The sequence below is a fragment of the Bacillus sp. FSL W7-1354 genome (genome assembly GCF_038002405.1).
In the GTDB taxonomy this organism is placed as follows: domain Bacteria; phylum Bacillota; class Bacilli; order Bacillales; family Bacillaceae; genus Bacillus; species Bacillus paralicheniformis.
The window spans coordinates 2,236,395-2,251,480 of the sequence record NZ_JBBOCL010000001.1 but is presented as its reverse complement, the minus strand read 5'-3'; the positions used below and the strand labels follow the sequence as shown (position 1 = coordinate 2,251,480).

The window sequence follows — 15,086 nt, the reverse complement described above, 5'->3', positions numbered from 1 at the left end:
GGATGATTGACTTTGGAAAAAAGGACATACTATGTTTCGGTGCAAGATGGAATGATTTCACAGAGCTCAGACGCTTCCCCGTGGGAATTTCAAATTTCAGCGACAGATGATGACATCATTATATTAAGGGAATATTTTGATCAGCTGTATTCAGAAGACTGGATAAACTTTTTCAGAGCTCACGTGCCGGCAGTCGAATACCATTATGACAGTGCAAATGACAAAATGGACGAACTGCGCAAAGACATTTACTCGATGCTTTACCGTCTGGGCAATGAAGAAACCAAGTCGTTTATCAGTGAAAACGGCCTTGCTGAACTCAATTCAGCAGATTAAACGAAGCACCATCAAGCACGGAGTTACCCAGCCTTGCTGCCTTCTCACTCAGAAATGGACACTGAAGTTCCCGAGGGAACGATAAAATTACTGAGCTGAACTGGACAAAAACTCTACCGAAAGAACCAATATATGATATGATGAGTGGAAGAAGCAAGGAAACGGATAAGAGGGATTAGGATGTACGAATTTAAAGATTTTTACCGTAATACGGTTCAGCTTTCTTTTGAAAAGGAACCTTTTTCAAAAGAACCAAAGCATGTATGGGTGATCTGCCGTTACGAAGATCAATGGCTGTTGACAAATCATAAAGACAGGGGCCGTGAATTCCCAGGCGGCAAAGTCGAACCAAGCGAAAATGCTGAGGAAGCGGCTTTGCGGGAAGTAAAGGAAGAAACAGGCGCTGTCGTAAGAAAGCTGACCTATCTCGGACAATATAAAGTTCTTGGCAGAGAGAAAGTGATCGTCAAAAATATTTATTTTGCCGATATCGAAAAGATCGAAAAACAGCAGACATACTATGAGACAAATGGCCCTGTTTTGCTGAAGAGCCTCCCGAAAGATATCGCTAAAAACAGAAATTACAGTTTTATAATGAAAGATTCCGTCCTGACGATCAGTCTTGAAAAGCTGAAAAAGGCCGGCATCATCAAATAAAAAGCCCTGCATTTGCAGGGTTTTTTCATGTTATACTCTGCCTTTCATCCACTTTCTTTCCAACAGCTCGACACCCTGATACATCAATGTTGCAAAGACGGCGATGATCAGGAGGCTCAGCATGACGAGGTTGAAATTAAAGACTTGAAAGCCGTAGATGATCATATAGCCGAGGCCTTGAGCCGACACTAAAAATTCTCCTACGATGACGCCGACCCAGCTTAAGCCGACATTGACCTTCAGTGTAGATATGATTGTCGGAATGGAAGCGGGCAGAATGACTTCTTTGAAAATCTCGCGTTTCGTTGCACCGAATGTTTTCATGACTTTTAAATAATTTTCATCGATTTCTTGAAAGGACGTGTAGACGACGATTGTCGTAATGATAACGCTGATGATGGCGCCCATTGCAATAATACTCGTCAAGCTGGGGCCGATCGCCACGATGAGAATGGGGCCTAGCGCCACTTTCGGCATCGCATTTAAGACGACAAGATACGGATCCAATATTTTGGAGAGCCTCGGGAACCACCATAGGAGGGCGGCCAGAAAAGTTCCAAGCAATGTTCCGGCCAGAAAGCCGAGGATGGTTTCAAATACGGTGACACCGATATGCCCCGGCAATGATCCGTCTCCCATCTTTTCGAGGAAAAGCGCCCAGACGGCTGAAGGAGAGCTGAAGATCAGCGGATCGATCCACGCCAGACGGCTTGCGGTTTCCCACAGTGAAAAGAAAACGATGAAAATCACGATTTGATAAAAGCGGACCCGCCTTTTTTCGGCTTGCTGCTCCTTTAAAAAATCCTCATGAAGGAAGTCAATTTTTGATTTCAGATGTTTGTTATTCAAGGTCATTGAGCTCCTTCCATATGTTCTGAAAGAGGGGCTGAAATTCCGGTTCCTGTCTCGCTTCAAACGGTGTCAGCTTCCTGATCGCTTCAGGAACGGCAAATGTTTTATGGATGGTGCCCGGCTGCTTTGAAAATAGCAATATCCGATCGCTCATCGCGATCGCTTCACCGATATCATGAGTCACGAGCACCGCTGTTTTTTGATACGTCTTTAACGTGTTGAACACCAAATCTTCGAGGTTTAGTTTTGTCTGATAGTCAAGGGCTGAAAAAGGTTCATCAAGCAGGAGGATATCGGGGTCGACAGCGAGTGTGCGGGCAAGCGCCGCCCTTTGTCTCATACCGCCTGAGAGCTCTTTTGGATACTTTTTTTCAACCTCGTAAAGCCCGAATTTTTTCAGCAGGCCGAGAGCGGTCTCCTTTGTTTCCGGTCCGAATTTTTTGGAAATATGCAAACCGATTAAGACGTTTTCCTCAATGGTTTTCCAGGGAAATAAATAATCCTGCTGGAGCATATAACCGATGTGCCGATCCTCTTCGTCAGGCGTGCGCCCTTCAACCAAGATGCGTCCTTCCGTGGGGGAAACGATGCCGGCGATGATCGATAAAAGTGTTGTTTTGCCGCATCCGCTTGGGCCGAGAAACGAAACAAATTCGCCCTTTTCGACTTCAATGCTGACGTTTTCCAGCGCTGCTGTTTTTTCCTTTAATGAAAAGTAAGTATGTGTGACATCCTGAACTTGCAAAAAAGACACTGCGGCCACCTCCTAGTGATTTTTTGTGACCTTTTCGGCGATCCTTGTATTGACCAGCTCTTGATGAGGGGTGCGCTTCGGCAGCTCGCCGGCTTCATCCATGATGGTTTGAAGCTGGTTCCATTCTTTTTCAGCCAAAACAGGCTCAAGGGCAAAAGACCGTTGTTGTTTATACCGTTCGATTGAAGATTCAATGATTGAAAGCTCGGTATCTTTAAAATAATCTTGAATGCTTTCGGCAGCTTCTTTTGCAGAGTGCGTCTCTACCCACTGCTGCGCTTTGTAAACCGCGCGGGTGAACTTTTCGACCGCTTCTTCGTTTTTTGTTAAGTAGCTTTGTTTAGCCATGAATGTCGTATATGGAATTCGGCCCGATTCTTTTCCGAAGGAGGCGACAATGCGGCCGATGCCTTCTCTTTCAAAAATGGAGGCCTGGGGTTCAAATAATTGAACATAATCGCCTGTACCAGATGCAAAGCTGTTTGCGATATTCGCGAAATCAATCGTTTGGATCAGGTCCACATCCTTTTTGGGATCAATGCCTTTCTGTTTCAGGACAAATTCGCCCGCCATCTGCGGCATTCCGCCTTTGCGCTGGCCAAGGAACGTTTTGTTTTTCAAATCATCCCAGCTGAAATGCCCCGCATCGTTCCTGGCGACGAGGAATGTTCCGTCCGTCTGGGTAAGCTGTGCAAAATTAATCACCGGATCGCTTGCGCCCTGGGCATTCACGTATATTGACGTTTCCGAGCCGACAAGCGCAATATCGGCACCGTTTGACAGAAGGGCAGTCATCGTTTTATCTCCACCCCATGTCGTTTTCAGTTCAACATCAAGGCCTTCTTCTTTAAACAAACCTTCAGACAAGGCGATATATAAAGGCGTATAGAAAACGGAACGGGTCACTTCCGCGAGACGGATCTTTTCGGGCTTTTGACCGCCGCATGACGCGAGGATAAACAGCATCATAATGAAGGATAATATGGTAAAAAAGAAACGCTTCAAACCGATTTCCCTCCTTTGATTTCGGTTATTTTCAGCATAAAATAGTTTATGTTATATACTAAACAGGTGTGAGGGGCAGCTGCGGATTAAAAAAGAGGTGACGTGACGAATGTGGTTAGAAAAAAGAAGGTTTCCATCGCCGAACAAAAAGGTGCGTCTGTTTTCCGTCACATACCTTTCACAAGGACTCAAGGTTAAGGGGCTCTTGGCGGAACCGGCCGCTCCCGGACATTATGACGGATTTTTGTATTTGCGCGGCGGAATTAAAAACGTCGGGATGGTCAGACCGGGCCGAATCGTCCAGTTCGCTTCACAGGGCTTTGTCGTTCTTGCTCCGTTTTACAGAGGCAATCAAGGAGGAGAAGGCGATGAAGACTTTGCGGGTGATGACCGGGAAGATGCTTTTGCCGCTTTTCGTCTTCTGCAGAAGCATGACCTGGTAAAAGACGGACGCGTACACATTTTTGGCTTTTCCCGCGGCGGGATCATGGGTATCTTAACGGCAATCGAAATGAAAGAAGCTGCAGCTTCGTTTGTGTCTTGGGGCGGTGTCAGCGATATGGTTATGACCTATCGCGAACGCAAAGATTTGCGGCGGATGATGAAGCGGGTCATCGGCGGGACGCCTGAAAAGGTTCCTGAAGCGTACGAATGGAGGACGCCTTTTGACGAGCTGGAGAAGATCGAAGCGCCCGTGCTTTTGATCCACGGAGCAAACGATGAAAATGTCTCCATCGAGCATGCGCGGCGTCTAGAACGCGAACTTCTGCAAAGAAACAAGTCTGTGGATACGTGGTATTTCAGTCGATATACCCACTATTTTCCTCCGCGGGAAAATAGGCGGATTGTAAGAGAATTGTCTCAATGGATGAAAAGCCGGCCTTGGACAAGTTATGGTAAACTAAAAGAAAAGAGAAAAGGAGGGGGACTTTAGGTGGGAATGCCAGTTGAATTTAATACAATGATTGTGACAAAAGGAAAAGAAACACGGGTTGAGGAAAATGTGTTTACACTTGAAAAAGAAGGTTATCGGGTTTACCCTCTTCATGTGCCGCTTGAAGTCAGAAAGACTAAGCGGGGCGACATTACCGGCACCGCGCAGGCGGAGCGCCTTGAATGGTCAGACGGACGGACTCATTTAACATACAGGCTCGTATCATTAAATTCGACGAATTAAAAAAAGCCAAGGCGCGGGTAGCGTCCTTGGCTTTTCTGTATTATGCAGGCACATCTTCCTCTTTTCCGATTCCTTTTTTGGAAGTCAGCCTGTGAATCAGCATGGTGAGAGCGCCGTCTCCTGTCACGTTCGTTGCTGTACCCAAGCTGTCCTGAGCAAGGTAAAGTGCGATCATCAATGATACGCTGGTTTCATTAAAGCCGAGCATCGACTGCAGCAGTCCGGCCGCGGCCATAACGGCACCCCCCGGGGCACCGGGCGCTGCGACCATTGTGACGCCAAGCATTAAAATGAACGGCATCATGATCGAAAAAGTCGGTGTTTGACCGTTTAGAATCATTACGCCCATTGCACAGCTCGTCAGTGTAATCGTGCTACCTGACAAATGAATATTGGCCAGGAGCGGAACGGCGAAGTCAGCCACTTTTTGGCTTGCTCCCGTTTTTCTGACTTGTCTCAACGTGACGGGAATCGTTGCCGCTGACGATTGTGTGCCGAGCGCAGTGAAGTATGCCGGCGCCACGATTTTCAACAGCGACAGCGGATTTCTGCCGTTTGCAGCGCCCGCAACGGAGTACTGAATCAAAAGTATGACGAGGTGAAGCACGATAATCATCACGAAAACTTTAGCAAATACGGATAAGATTGTCTGCACCTGACCGCCGAACGTCATATTGGTGAAAATACCGAAAATATGAACAGGCAGTAACGGAATAATAATATATGATATCAGCTTTTCAACGATCGTTTGAAATTCATCGAAAGCGTTTTTTAATGTTTTTCCGGGCAGATAAGCGATTCCGATTCCCATGATGAAAGCAAAAATCAGTGCGCTCATCACGCTCATAAACGGCGTCATTTCAATGGTGAAAAATCCTGCTTGCAAAACTTCTTCCGGATTTTTAAATTCCTGCAGCTGATGGCCGGAAATGATCGCGGGGAGAAGATTTGATCCGACAAGGTACGCCAGGAGGCCGGCAAAAATGGTTGACGTGTAGGCGATACCTGCTGTAATGCCAAGGATTTTTCCGGCGCCGCGGCCGATTTGTCCGATGCCGGGAATAATAAAAGCGATAATAATAAAAGGAATGACGAATTTAATGAAGTTTCCAAAAATATCATTGAAAGTAGCGGCTGTTTTGACAAACCAAAGCGGAGCAAAGCTTCCGACGATAACACCAAGAACAATTGCCGTCATAATTCTCGGCAGTAATCCAAATTTCATAGATGTGTCCTCCTGATATATACAAATGTTTTTATCATATTATCATATGAAAGATTTCTTTTGTTAAAATAAAAAAGTCTGTATTTTCAAATAATAACAGCCGCGAATTGGAAGCGTTTTATCACAGGCCGTGCTTGATTGTCGTTTTAATCATTGTCCAGAAAATGGCATCGGCCGCTGACAGGCGAAGCGGATTTTTAATAAACTGCAGCAGCGCAGAATACCTGCGCTGCTGCAAGCGGGTTGAGTTATACGAGCGGTCCTCCGGCTTTTTCAATGTTTTCGGTATTAGAGAATTTTTTGAAATTCTTTTTGAATGCATTCGCCAAGTGGATCGCTTTTTCCTCGTATTCGTTTTCATCTGTCCAAGTTTTAGCCGGGTCAAGCACTTGATCAGGCACACCCGGAACATGGACCGGTGAATGAAGTCCGAAAATGCGGTCAGTCTTCATTTCGGCGTTATCCAGTTCTCCTTCTATCGCAGCCTGAACCATCGCTCTCGTATAAGCGAGGCTCATTCTTTCCCCTGTTCCGTATCCGCCGCCGGTCCAGCCTGTATTGACGAGAAAGACGCTGACGCCGTGTTCATCGATTTTTCTTCCGAGCATTTCAGCGTACACATGTGCAGGGAGCGGAAGGAACGGGGAACCGAAGCAGGTCGAGAATGTGGCTTCAGGAGCGGTGATCCCGCGTTCGGTGCCGGCGAGCTTGCTTGTATATCCGCTCAGGAAATGATACATGGCTTGTTCTTTCGTTAACTTGCTGATCGGAGGAAGCACGCCGAAAGCATCTGCCGTCAGAAATACAATGGTCTGCGGGTGTGCTGCGATGCTCGGCTTGACGATGTTGTCAATCGCATCAATCGGGTAAGCCGCTCTCGTGTTTTCCGTATAGAATGCGTCGGAATAGTCCGGCTCCCCGGTTTTGCCTTCAACCACGACATTTTCAAGAACGGAACCGAAGCGGATCGCATTGTAAATCTGCGGTTCTTTTTCTTTGCTTAAGTTAATGCACTTGGCGTAGCAGCCTCCTTCAATGTTGAAAACGCCTGTGCTGGACCAGCCGTGTTCGTCGTCACCGATCAGCTTCCGTTTCGGATCGGCGGAAAGCGTCGTTTTGCCTGTGCCTGACAATCCGAAGAAGAGAGCTGTTCCGCCTTCCTCGCCAATGTTTGCCGAACAGTGCATCGGTAAAATGTTTTGTTCAGGAAGAAGATAATTCATAATAGAAAAAATCGATTTTTTCATCTCTCCGGCATATTCGGTGCCTCCGATTAAAATCGTACGCTTTTCAAACGACACGATGATAAATGTTTCAGATCTGGTCCCGTCAATGAGCGGATCGGCTTTGAAATGCGGAGCGGAAAGAATCGTAAACGGCTGTTCTTCAGGTTTTTTATCATGTTCTTCAGGTCTGATGAACAACTGTCTTGCAAACAGGTTGTGCCAGGCGAACTCGTTGACAACTGTAATCGGAAGCCGGTATTTTTCGTCTGCTCCTGCAAACCCTTCAAATACATACAATTCATCGCGTTCCTTTAAATAGCTGAGCACTTTTGTGTACAGCCGGTCAAAGGCGGCTTCTGAAATCGGCTGGTTTACTGCGCCCCAATCGATTTTGTCCTTTGTGCTCGCTTCTTCCACAATGAATTTGTCTTTTGGCGAGCGGCCGGTGTATGTACCGGTTGTAGCCCGCACGGCTCCGGAAGATGTTAAGACTCCTTCTTTGCGTTCAAGGACTTTTTCAACCAAAAGGGGAACGGATAAGTTCAGCTGAACGTTTTCGCCCATTAATAACGTTTGTAAGTCAGTTGTTAAATCTACAGAATTCATAAAAAACCTTCCTTTGCGTGTTTTTTAATGTGTATAACATTAATGTAGAATTAGTATAACACATTTACTCTTATAGTCTATACCGTTTCTTCATTTTTCGTTCGGGTTTTTTCTCGAAAGACAAGTTTAAATTTATTGCGGCCGATATTGACATAACAAGCCATTTTAAGATAAGATATTTCATTGAGCGGATACTCTTATCCCGAGCTGGTGGAGGGACAGGCCCAATGAAACCCAGCAACCGGTTTCTCTTATTAATGGAAAAAAACAGTTTCTGAGACAACTACGGTGCTAACCTGATGCAAGGTGTTCAATACCTTGAGCGATAAGAGTGAAAGGCACGCAATACCAGACCCTTTCCTCAGCGAATAGGAAAAGGTTTTTTTATTGCATAAATCGAGATCCAAAAATTGCTAAAAAAACTGCCTTCAGGAGGAAGGTACTCGGCGTTTTTCACAGGACGTGAAAGGTTTTAGCCGAGTATCAAGCAGGAGGAAGGTACTGGGCGTTTTTCACAGGACGTGAAAGGTCTAGCCGGGCAGCCAGTCAGGAAAAATTCTATTAAGAGGAATTTTGACTTAGAATCTCGTCAAGAATAGCATATGGAAATTGTTTCAAAACGAGAGCGTATGAAGCCCGAGTATCGTCATATAATCAAGAGGGACGAGATCCGTATCATACTTAAGATCACGGCTGATCTTCATATACAGGAGGAAACATAAATGAGCAAAAACCGTCGGTTATTTACATCAGAGTCAGTTACGGAGGGACATCCGGACAAAATTTGCGACCAGATTTCGGATAGTATATTAGACGAAATTTTAAAGAAAGATCCGAATGCCCGCGTTGCCTGTGAAACATCTGTGACAACCGGATTGGTGCTGGTAAGCGGTGAAATCACGACGTCCACTTACGTCGATATTCCGAAAACAGTCCGCGAAACGATTAAAGAAATTGGCTACACACGTGCAAAATACGGTTTTGATGCCGAAACTTGCGCGGTCTTAACGTCTATAGATGAACAGTCGCCAGATATTGCAATGGGAGTCGACCAGGCGCTTGAAGCGCGTGAAGGAGCAATGAGCGACGCTGAAATTGAAGCGATCGGAGCCGGAGACCAAGGTTTAATGTTCGGTTTTGCCTGCAACGAAACAAAGGAACTTATGCCTCTGCCGATTTCGCTTGCTCATAAATTGTCTCGCCGTTTGACAGAAGTCCGCAAAGAGGAAATTCTGCCGTATCTTCGTCCGGACGGAAAGACACAGGTAACTGTTGAGTATGATGAGAACAACAAGCCGATTCGCATCGATACAATTGTCATTTCGACTCAGCATCACCCTGAGATTTCGCTTGAACAAATTCAGCGCAATCTGAAAGAGCACGTCATCAACCCGGTAGTGCCAAAAGAGCTGATCGATGAAAACACGAAGTACTTCATTAATCCTACGGGCCGTTTTGTTATCGGAGGACCGCAGGGGGATGCCGGTTTAACAGGACGCAAAATCATCGTTGACACCTATGGCGGATATGCCCGTCACGGCGGCGGAGCGTTTTCCGGTAAGGATGCGACAAAGGTTGATAGATCTGCAGCTTATGCTGCGAGATATGTAGCGAAAAATATCGTCGCCGCAGGCCTTGCTGATTCCTGTGAAGTGCAGCTTGCCTACGCGATCGGTGTCGCACAGCCGGTATCCATTTCAATCGATACATTCGGTACAGGCAAAGCCAGTGAAGAAACATTGATCGAAGAGGTTCGCAAAAACTTTGATCTAAGACCTGCCGGCATTATTAAAATGCTCGATCTTCGCCGTCCGATTTACAAACAAACGGCAGCTTACGGACATTTCGGCCGCCTCGACCTCGATCTGCCTTGGGAGCGCACAGACAAAGCAGATCAGCTGAAGAAAGATGCATTAGGAGAATAACAACCGCATAGCCGCTTTCATAAGCGGCTTTGTTTTTCGATGGCAAAAAGCGGGCGGATGTGAAACGTTTTTCTTTAAACACTTGTCTAATCAAGAAGCAGACTTTGATTTCTGCACGAAATTTAAAAAATCGGAGGCAATACTATGTGTGGATTTGTAGGGGTATTCAATCATCGCCCATCATCCGAGACAGCAGCCCAGGAAGAACTGATTAAACAAATGAATGAAATGATTGTACACCGCGGTCCGGACGATGATGGGTACTATCATGATGAGCATGTAGGCTTCGGATTTAGAAGGCTCAGCATCATCGATGTGGAAAACGGAGGACAGCCTCTGTCTTATGAAGATGATTCCTATTGGATTATTTTTAATGGAGAAATCTATAACTATATAGAACTGAAAGACGAACTTATTTCAAAAGGATACGAGTTCAAAACCGATTCAGATACGGAAGTTTTGCTTGCGACTTACCGCCACTACAAACAGGAAGCTGCTTCCAAGCTGCGCGGAATGTTTGCTTTTTTAATCTGGGATAAAAAAGAACAGCTCCTATACGGAGCGCGCGATCCGTTCGGCATTAAGCCGCTCTATTTTACGAAAACGGACGGCCATGTTTATTTTGCGTCAGAAAGAAAGAGCCTGATGGCTGTTGATGCCGATTTGGAATTGAATGAAAAAGCGCTTCAGCAGTATACGTCATTCCAATTTGTACCAGAGCCTGAGACGCTTGACAAAAAGGTGCAAAAAGTAGAACCGGGCCATCAGTTTACTGTCCGCCCGGGCGAGGATATTCAATTTAAAACATACTGGAAAGTTCAATTCAAGCCTGTTCAGACCGAAGAAGACAAGCTTGTTCAGGAAGTAAGAGACGCGATCTTTGATTCCGTAAAAGTCCATATGCGAAGCGATGTACCTGTAGGTTCCTTCCTTTCCGGAGGCATCGACTCTTCTTTTATCGTGTCGGTGGCAAAGCAATTTCATCCCAACTTAAAAACGTTCTCTGTCGGCTTTGAACATGAAGGCTTCAGCGAAGTTGACGTTGCGAAAGAAACCGCTGATAGGGTCGGCGTGGAGAACTTCAGCGCGATCATTTCCCCTGAAGAATATATGAACGAGCTTCCAAAGATCGTCTGGCATCTAGATGATCCGTTGGCAGACCCTGCTGCAATTCCTTTGTATTTTGTCGCGAAGGAAGCGAAGAAGCAAGTTACGGTTGTTTTGTCCGGAGAAGGAGCAGATGAGTTGTTCGGCGGTTACAATATTTACCGGGAGCCGCTTTCATTAAAGCCGTTTGAACGAATTCCGTCCCCGCTGAAAAAGATGCTTCTGCACGTAGCTTCAGCGATGCCGGAAGGAATGAAAGGGAAAAGCTTTTTAATGAGGGGCTGTACACCTCTTGAAGAGAGATATATCGGCAACGCAAAGATTTTTGAAGAAGGCATGAAATCAAAACTTCTTCGCCAGTATGACAGCAACCTCTCTTACTGTGACGTGACAAAGCCATATTTTGAAGAAAGCAAGTCCTACAGCGAAATTAACAAAATGCAGTATGTCGATATCCACACATGGATGCGCGGTGACATTTTGCTGAAAGCCGACAAAATGACGATGGCCAATTCACTGGAACTCCGCGTTCCGTTTTTGGACAAAGTCGTATTTGAAGCGGCTTCCAAAATTCCGGAAGAGCTGAAAACGAAAAACGGCACGACAAAATATCTGCTTAGAAAAGCGGCGGAAGGCATCGTTCCAGATCATGTCTTAAACCGCAAAAAGCTAGGGTTCCCTGTGCCGATCCGCCACTGGCTGAAAAACGAAATGCATGACTGGGCCGTGAACATCATTAAAGAGAGCGAGACAGACGCATATATCCATAAAGATTACGTGCTTCAGCTTCTTGAAGACCACTGCGCCAACAAAGCGGATAACAGCCGCAAAATCTGGACGGTTCTCATCTTTATGATCTGGCACAGCATTTTCGTTGAAAAGCGCTTTGTACCGGAAGAACTGAACCATCAGCCAAAAGAAGTCATTATCGTTTAAGTGAAAAAAGAAGGTTTTCGTTAATCGAAAACCTTCTTTTTTTATGCCGGTTTTTCAGTTGATAAATCTGCTAGCACACGTTCACATTCGGAGAAGAGATTGTCAAAAATCACTTCCCACGACTGGGTAAGGGCATAGCTTCTCGCATCGTATGACATCCGTTTTTTTAACGGCACATTGGAGAGGACGCGCAATATATTTTCGGTGAATGCATCCGGATTTCCAGGTTCGGAAAGAAAACCGTTTCTTCCGTTTTGTATAAAGTCTTTCAGGCCGCCGGAATCTGCCCCGATAACAGGCGTCCCGCAGGCGAGCGCTTCAAGCGCGGAATTTCCGAAGGTTTCCGTCGGAGAAGGAAAGACGAACAAATCTGAGCTTGCATAAATGCTTGCCAGCTCTTCTCCTTTGACATAGCCGGCAAAAGTCATATTGAGGGGAGCCCGCTTCTCAAGCTCTTTTTTTAACGGGCCGTCTCCCGCGATCAGCCAGTGGACGCCATCTTTCAAATTGGGGTGACTTGCGATCTTGAGCAGCGTCTCCAAATCTTTCTCAGGTGCAAGCCTTCCGACATAGCTGAGGATATAGGTTTCCTTTATGCCGTATCGCTTGCGGATGTGTTCGGTTTGATGCGCCGGACTGAACAGCGAGCAGTCCACGCCGCGCTTCCAGATGGAGAGGTTCCTGAATTGTTTGGCTTTGAGCTGCATAAACGTTTCGCGCGAAGGGACAAAAATTTTTCGAAAATCTTTATGAAACCAGTGCATATATTTCCATAATAGTTTGGAAAACATTTGAAGATCATAATATGAAAGGTACTGGTCAAAATCGGTATGGTAAGAGCCTACGACAGGGATGTTCCATTTCTTCGCAAGCTTGAGCCCTGCTAGGCCGATATTAAAAGGAGTCGCGATGTGAATGAGATCGGGATTGAATTCGCGGAGTTCTGATTTCATTTTGATGAGATTAGGAAGAGCGATTCTGCACTCGGGGTATAAGAAGAACGGCATGCTCGTAAAACGGCGGATGCGGCTCGAAAATTGTGTTTCATGCGTGCTTTCCGGCGCAAATACTTTATAGGACATCCCGTTTTTTTCAAGATAATCCGTATACCTTTTCAGCGTTCTGGCGCATCCGTTCACATCCGGTGTAAAAGTGTCCGTAAATATCGCAATTTTCATCGTTTCCCCTCCTGTTTGTGATGTAAAAAATCAGTGACGCTTTGGAAGAAACGGCCGGCTTAGAAGACCAGCGCCGACAAAGTTCCGACTGATATCCCGAGGGCCGTGCCTGCCAGAACATCCGAAGGATAATGAAGACCGAGATAAATTCTGGAGAGTCCCACACTGATGCCTACCGGAATTAATAAAAGCGCGAGTATCGGAAAGAATATCATTAGCGGTGTAATGACGGAAAATGCCGCGGTCGTATGGCCGGATGGAAAAGAATGATCCTTGAGCGGATTTTGCAAAAACTGTGTTTCCTTTAGCGTTAAATACGGCCGCTTTCTTGGATACAGCTTTTTGATCAGCATGACTTGAAGGTGGCTGACCAAAAGTGCAATGGCGCTGGCGATCCCCGCTGTACGAACACTTCCGGATCCGAACAGCAAGAGAGACAGGCAAGCGGAAATCGTGCAGAATGCCCCTCCCAGATGTGTTGAGGAACGAAAGTAACGGTTTAGTGCTTTTTGGTGAAATAAGCTGTTCATACCGAGGAAGACCCGGCATTCAAAGTTGTAGATGCCGACCATCAGTTTATTCAAATGTCATAACCCCCTTTACATGAATGGCTGCTTCATGTTTATTGTAAAAAATGAATGTTTAGCAAATGATAAGTATTTGTAAAGATTTCGGAAAAGAAAAAAGCCGCAGACGCGTGCGGCCGAAAAGGTTATTGCTTAAATTATCGGTGAAAAAATGGTAAAGTTGTAGCAAAGCTAATCTTTTTTTTGCAAGGATTTGTAGTATTGTCCTTTTTCAATATATTCTTTGCGAATTCTTTCCATTTCCTGTTTATCCTTGTCAGTTAACGGGCGGATGACTTTAGCGGGCCTGCCGAATGCGAGGTGCCCGGCCGGGATCTTTTTGCCAGGCGGGACAAGACTGCCTGCCCCGATAAAAGCGCCTTCCCCGACTTCCGCTTCGTCAAGAATAACCGACCCCATTCCGATAAGGGCATGCTTTCGTATCACGGAGCTGTGCAGTGTAACCTGATGGCCTACCGTCACACCGTCTTCAATCACGAGAGGGCGCTCAGGGCTTTGGTGCAGGCAGGAAAGGTCTTGAATGTTCACGCCTTTTCCGATCCTGACCGGGGCGACATCGCCGCGGATAACCGAAGAGAACCAGATGCTTGATTGCTCTCCGATTGTTACATCTCCGGTGATGACCGCGTTGTCGGCGATAAACGCCGTTTCATGAATAACGGGTTCCGTTTTTTTATAAGGGTAGATCATAGGTTTCATCCTTTCATTTATAAAATTGTGTGAGGTGGTCAGCATGTGGTGCATGGAAGCGGAAAGACCTGTTGCTTCAATCGTCATCATTCACGGTGCATGTGAGCATCACGGGCGGTATAAATGGCTGTCCGAAATGTGGCGTTCATCCGGGTTTAATGTCGTCATGGGGGATTTGCCCGGACAGGGAACTTCGACAAGAGAAAGAGGACATATACGCTCGTTTCAAGAATATATTGATGAAGTGGACAAATGGGTCGCCAGGGCGAAAGCATTTGAACTGCCTGTATTTATGCTCGGGCACAGCATGGGCGGCCTGATCGCGATCGAGTGGTTTAAGCAGCAGCAAAGCGGCATTGCCGGTCTCATTTTATCATCCCCTTGTCTCGGGCTGCAATTAAAGCCGAACAAATTTTTGGACTGGATTTCCAAAGGGCTCAACGTTTTGGCTCCGTCCATGCGGTTTGAATCCGGGATCACGCCTGATAAAGCGACGAGAAACAAAGAAGTCATCGAAATGGACATCAACGATTCATTATATATCACAAAAGTTTCTGTCAGATGGTATCAAGAAATGTTAAAAGCGTTGAAAAGCGCGATGGAGCCGACGGACGCCTTTCTCAACATCCCGCTCTTTGTCATGCAGGCGGGCACAGACTGGCTTGTCGACAAAAAAATGGTCGTCAAGTGGTTTAACGAGCTTGCTTCTCACAATAAGACGTACAGGGAATGGGAGGGCTTATACCACGAAATTTTTAATGAGCCTGAGCGGGAAGACGTTTTTAAAGCGGCCAGAGCGTTTGTGGAACAGTATATGACATAATG

Annotated in this window: 15 protein-coding genes and 1 riboswitch; of the genes, 7 read left to right on the top strand and 8 right to left on the bottom strand. The window is 46.1% G+C overall.

The window, feature by feature from the left end; translation table 11 throughout:
* Positions 1–12: 12 nt before the first annotated feature.
* Both MKZ04_RS11405 and ytkD read left to right on the top strand, forming a co-directional pair.
* On the top strand, positions 13–336 hold the full coding sequence (locus MKZ04_RS11405) for a hypothetical protein (protein ID WP_020452678.1): 324 nt from the start codon (positions 13–15) through the stop codon (positions 334–336).
* 180 nt (positions 337–516) lie between these two features.
* The gene (gene ytkD / locus MKZ04_RS11400; RefSeq protein WP_020452677.1) at positions 517–993 is read left to right on the top strand and encodes an RNA deprotection pyrophosphohydrolase; all 477 of its coding nucleotides are present in this window, start codon (positions 517–519) and stop codon (positions 991–993) included.
* A gap of 30 nt (positions 994–1,023) precedes the next feature.
* Here ytkD and MKZ04_RS11395 read toward each other — a convergent pair whose 3' ends face one another.
* The 3 genes from MKZ04_RS11395 to MKZ04_RS11385 are packed head-to-tail and all read right to left on the bottom strand — an operon-like array spanning position 1,024 to position 3,568.
* Positions 1,024–1,848, bottom strand: a complete 825-nt coding sequence (locus MKZ04_RS11395) for an ABC transporter permease (RefSeq protein ID WP_031304951.1) — start codon at positions 1,846–1,848, stop codon at positions 1,024–1,026.
* Complete coding sequence (locus tag MKZ04_RS11390; protein ID WP_020452675.1) at positions 1,835–2,599, bottom strand: ABC transporter ATP-binding protein; 765 nt, start codon at positions 2,597–2,599, stop codon at positions 1,835–1,837. The genes MKZ04_RS11395 and MKZ04_RS11390 overlap by 14 nt, the downstream gene beginning before the upstream one ends.
* 12 nt (positions 2,600–2,611) lie before the next feature.
* On the bottom strand, positions 2,612–3,568 hold the full coding sequence (locus MKZ04_RS11385) for an ABC transporter substrate-binding protein (protein WP_043054601.1): 957 nt from the start codon (positions 3,566–3,568) through the stop codon (positions 2,612–2,614).
* A gap of 145 nt (positions 3,569–3,713) precedes the next feature.
* Between MKZ04_RS11385 and MKZ04_RS11380 the strand changes: the two genes are divergently transcribed.
* Both MKZ04_RS11380 and MKZ04_RS11375 read left to right on the top strand, forming a co-directional pair.
* Complete coding sequence (locus MKZ04_RS11380; RefSeq protein ID WP_020452673.1) at positions 3,714–4,538, top strand: alpha/beta hydrolase family protein; 825 nt, start codon at positions 3,714–3,716, stop codon at positions 4,536–4,538.
* Entirely contained in the window at positions 4,539–4,781 is a 243-nt protein-coding gene (locus MKZ04_RS11375; protein ID WP_009329422.1) for a DUF2584 domain-containing protein, read from the top strand. It begins immediately after the preceding gene.
* A gap of 40 nt (positions 4,782–4,821) precedes the next feature.
* Here the strand turns inward: MKZ04_RS11375 and MKZ04_RS11370 are convergent, their stop codons facing one another.
* Both MKZ04_RS11370 and pckA read right to left on the bottom strand, forming a co-directional pair.
* Complete coding sequence (locus MKZ04_RS11370) at positions 4,822–6,006, bottom strand: dicarboxylate/amino acid:cation symporter (RefSeq protein WP_020452671.1); 1,185 nt, start codon at positions 6,004–6,006, stop codon at positions 4,822–4,824.
* A gap of 248 nt (positions 6,007–6,254) precedes the next feature.
* Positions 6,255–7,838: a phosphoenolpyruvate carboxykinase (ATP) gene (pckA, locus tag MKZ04_RS11365; protein WP_020452670.1), complete on the bottom strand. Its 1,584-nt coding sequence runs from the start codon at positions 7,836–7,838 to the stop codon at positions 6,255–6,257.
* 194 nt (positions 7,839–8,032) lie between these two features.
* A riboswitch (SAM riboswitch) is annotated at positions 8,033–8,170 on the top strand.
* A 390-nt stretch (positions 8,171–8,560) separates the two neighbouring features.
* Between pckA and metK the strand changes: the two genes are divergently transcribed.
* Both metK and asnB read left to right on the top strand, forming a co-directional pair.
* Positions 8,561–9,763, top strand: a complete 1,203-nt coding sequence (gene metK / locus MKZ04_RS11360) for a methionine adenosyltransferase (RefSeq protein ID WP_328037511.1) — start codon at positions 8,561–8,563, stop codon at positions 9,761–9,763.
* Between the two features lie 144 nt (positions 9,764–9,907).
* The gene (asnB, locus tag MKZ04_RS11355; protein WP_023855828.1) at positions 9,908–11,806 is read left to right on the top strand and encodes an asparagine synthase (glutamine-hydrolyzing); all 1,899 of its coding nucleotides are present in this window, start codon (positions 9,908–9,910) and stop codon (positions 11,804–11,806) included.
* 41 nt (positions 11,807–11,847) lie between these two features.
* Here asnB and MKZ04_RS11350 read toward each other — a convergent pair whose 3' ends face one another.
* From MKZ04_RS11350 to MKZ04_RS11340, 3 genes are all read right to left on the bottom strand, one after another.
* Positions 11,848–12,984: a glycosyltransferase family 4 protein gene (locus tag MKZ04_RS11350; protein ID WP_341045935.1), complete on the bottom strand. Its 1,137-nt coding sequence runs from the start codon at positions 12,982–12,984 to the stop codon at positions 11,848–11,850.
* 59 nt (positions 12,985–13,043) lie between these two features.
* Positions 13,044–13,568 carry a phosphatase PAP2 family protein gene (locus MKZ04_RS11345; RefSeq protein WP_341045933.1) on the bottom strand — a complete coding sequence of 175 codons (525 nt, stop codon included), beginning with the start codon at positions 13,566–13,568 and terminating at the stop codon, positions 13,044–13,046.
* Positions 13,569–13,742: 174 nt separating this feature from the next.
* Positions 13,743–14,261, bottom strand: coding sequence for a gamma carbonic anhydrase (locus MKZ04_RS11340; RefSeq protein WP_020452666.1), 519 nt, complete (start codon positions 14,259–14,261; stop codon positions 13,743–13,745).
* A gap of 43 nt (positions 14,262–14,304) precedes the next feature.
* On the opposite strand from MKZ04_RS11340, the gene MKZ04_RS11335 reads away from it, so the two are divergent.
* Positions 14,305–15,084 carry an alpha/beta hydrolase gene (locus MKZ04_RS11335; protein WP_023855831.1) on the top strand — a complete coding sequence of 260 codons (780 nt, stop codon included), beginning with the start codon at positions 14,305–14,307 and terminating at the stop codon, positions 15,082–15,084.
* Positions 15,085–15,086 lie beyond the last annotated feature (2 nt).

Excerpts from the sequence above, each read along its gene's own strand:
- ytkD (WP_020452677.1), top strand. The coding sequence starts at position 517 with ATGTACGAATTTAAAGATTTTTACCGTAATACGGTTCAGCTTTCTTTT.
- MKZ04_RS11395 (WP_031304951.1), bottom strand. The coding sequence starts at position 1,848 with ATGACCTTGAATAACAAACATCTGAAATCAAAAATTGACTTCCTTCAT.
- MKZ04_RS11385 (WP_043054601.1), bottom strand. The coding sequence starts at position 3,568 with ATGATGCTGTTTATCCTCGCGTCATGCGGCGGTCAAAAGCCCGAAAAG.
- MKZ04_RS11380 (WP_020452673.1), top strand. The coding sequence starts at position 3,714 with ATGTGGTTAGAAAAAAGAAGGTTTCCATCGCCGAACAAAAAGGTGCGT.
- MKZ04_RS11370 (WP_020452671.1), bottom strand. The coding sequence starts at position 6,006 with ATGAAATTTGGATTACTGCCGAGAATTATGACGGCAATTGTTCTTGGT.
- pckA (WP_020452670.1), bottom strand. The coding sequence starts at position 7,838 with ATGAATTCTGTAGATTTAACAACTGACTTACAAACGTTATTAATGGGC.
- metK (WP_328037511.1), top strand. The coding sequence starts at position 8,561 with ATGAGCAAAAACCGTCGGTTATTTACATCAGAGTCAGTTACGGAGGGA.
- asnB (WP_023855828.1), top strand. The coding sequence starts at position 9,908 with ATGTGTGGATTTGTAGGGGTATTCAATCATCGCCCATCATCCGAGACA.
- MKZ04_RS11350 (WP_341045935.1), bottom strand. The coding sequence starts at position 12,984 with ATGAAAATTGCGATATTTACGGACACTTTTACACCGGATGTGAACGGA.
- MKZ04_RS11340 (WP_020452666.1), bottom strand. The coding sequence starts at position 14,261 with ATGATCTACCCTTATAAAAAAACGGAACCCGTTATTCATGAAACGGCG.
- MKZ04_RS11335 (WP_023855831.1), top strand. The coding sequence starts at position 14,305 with ATGTGGTGCATGGAAGCGGAAAGACCTGTTGCTTCAATCGTCATCATT.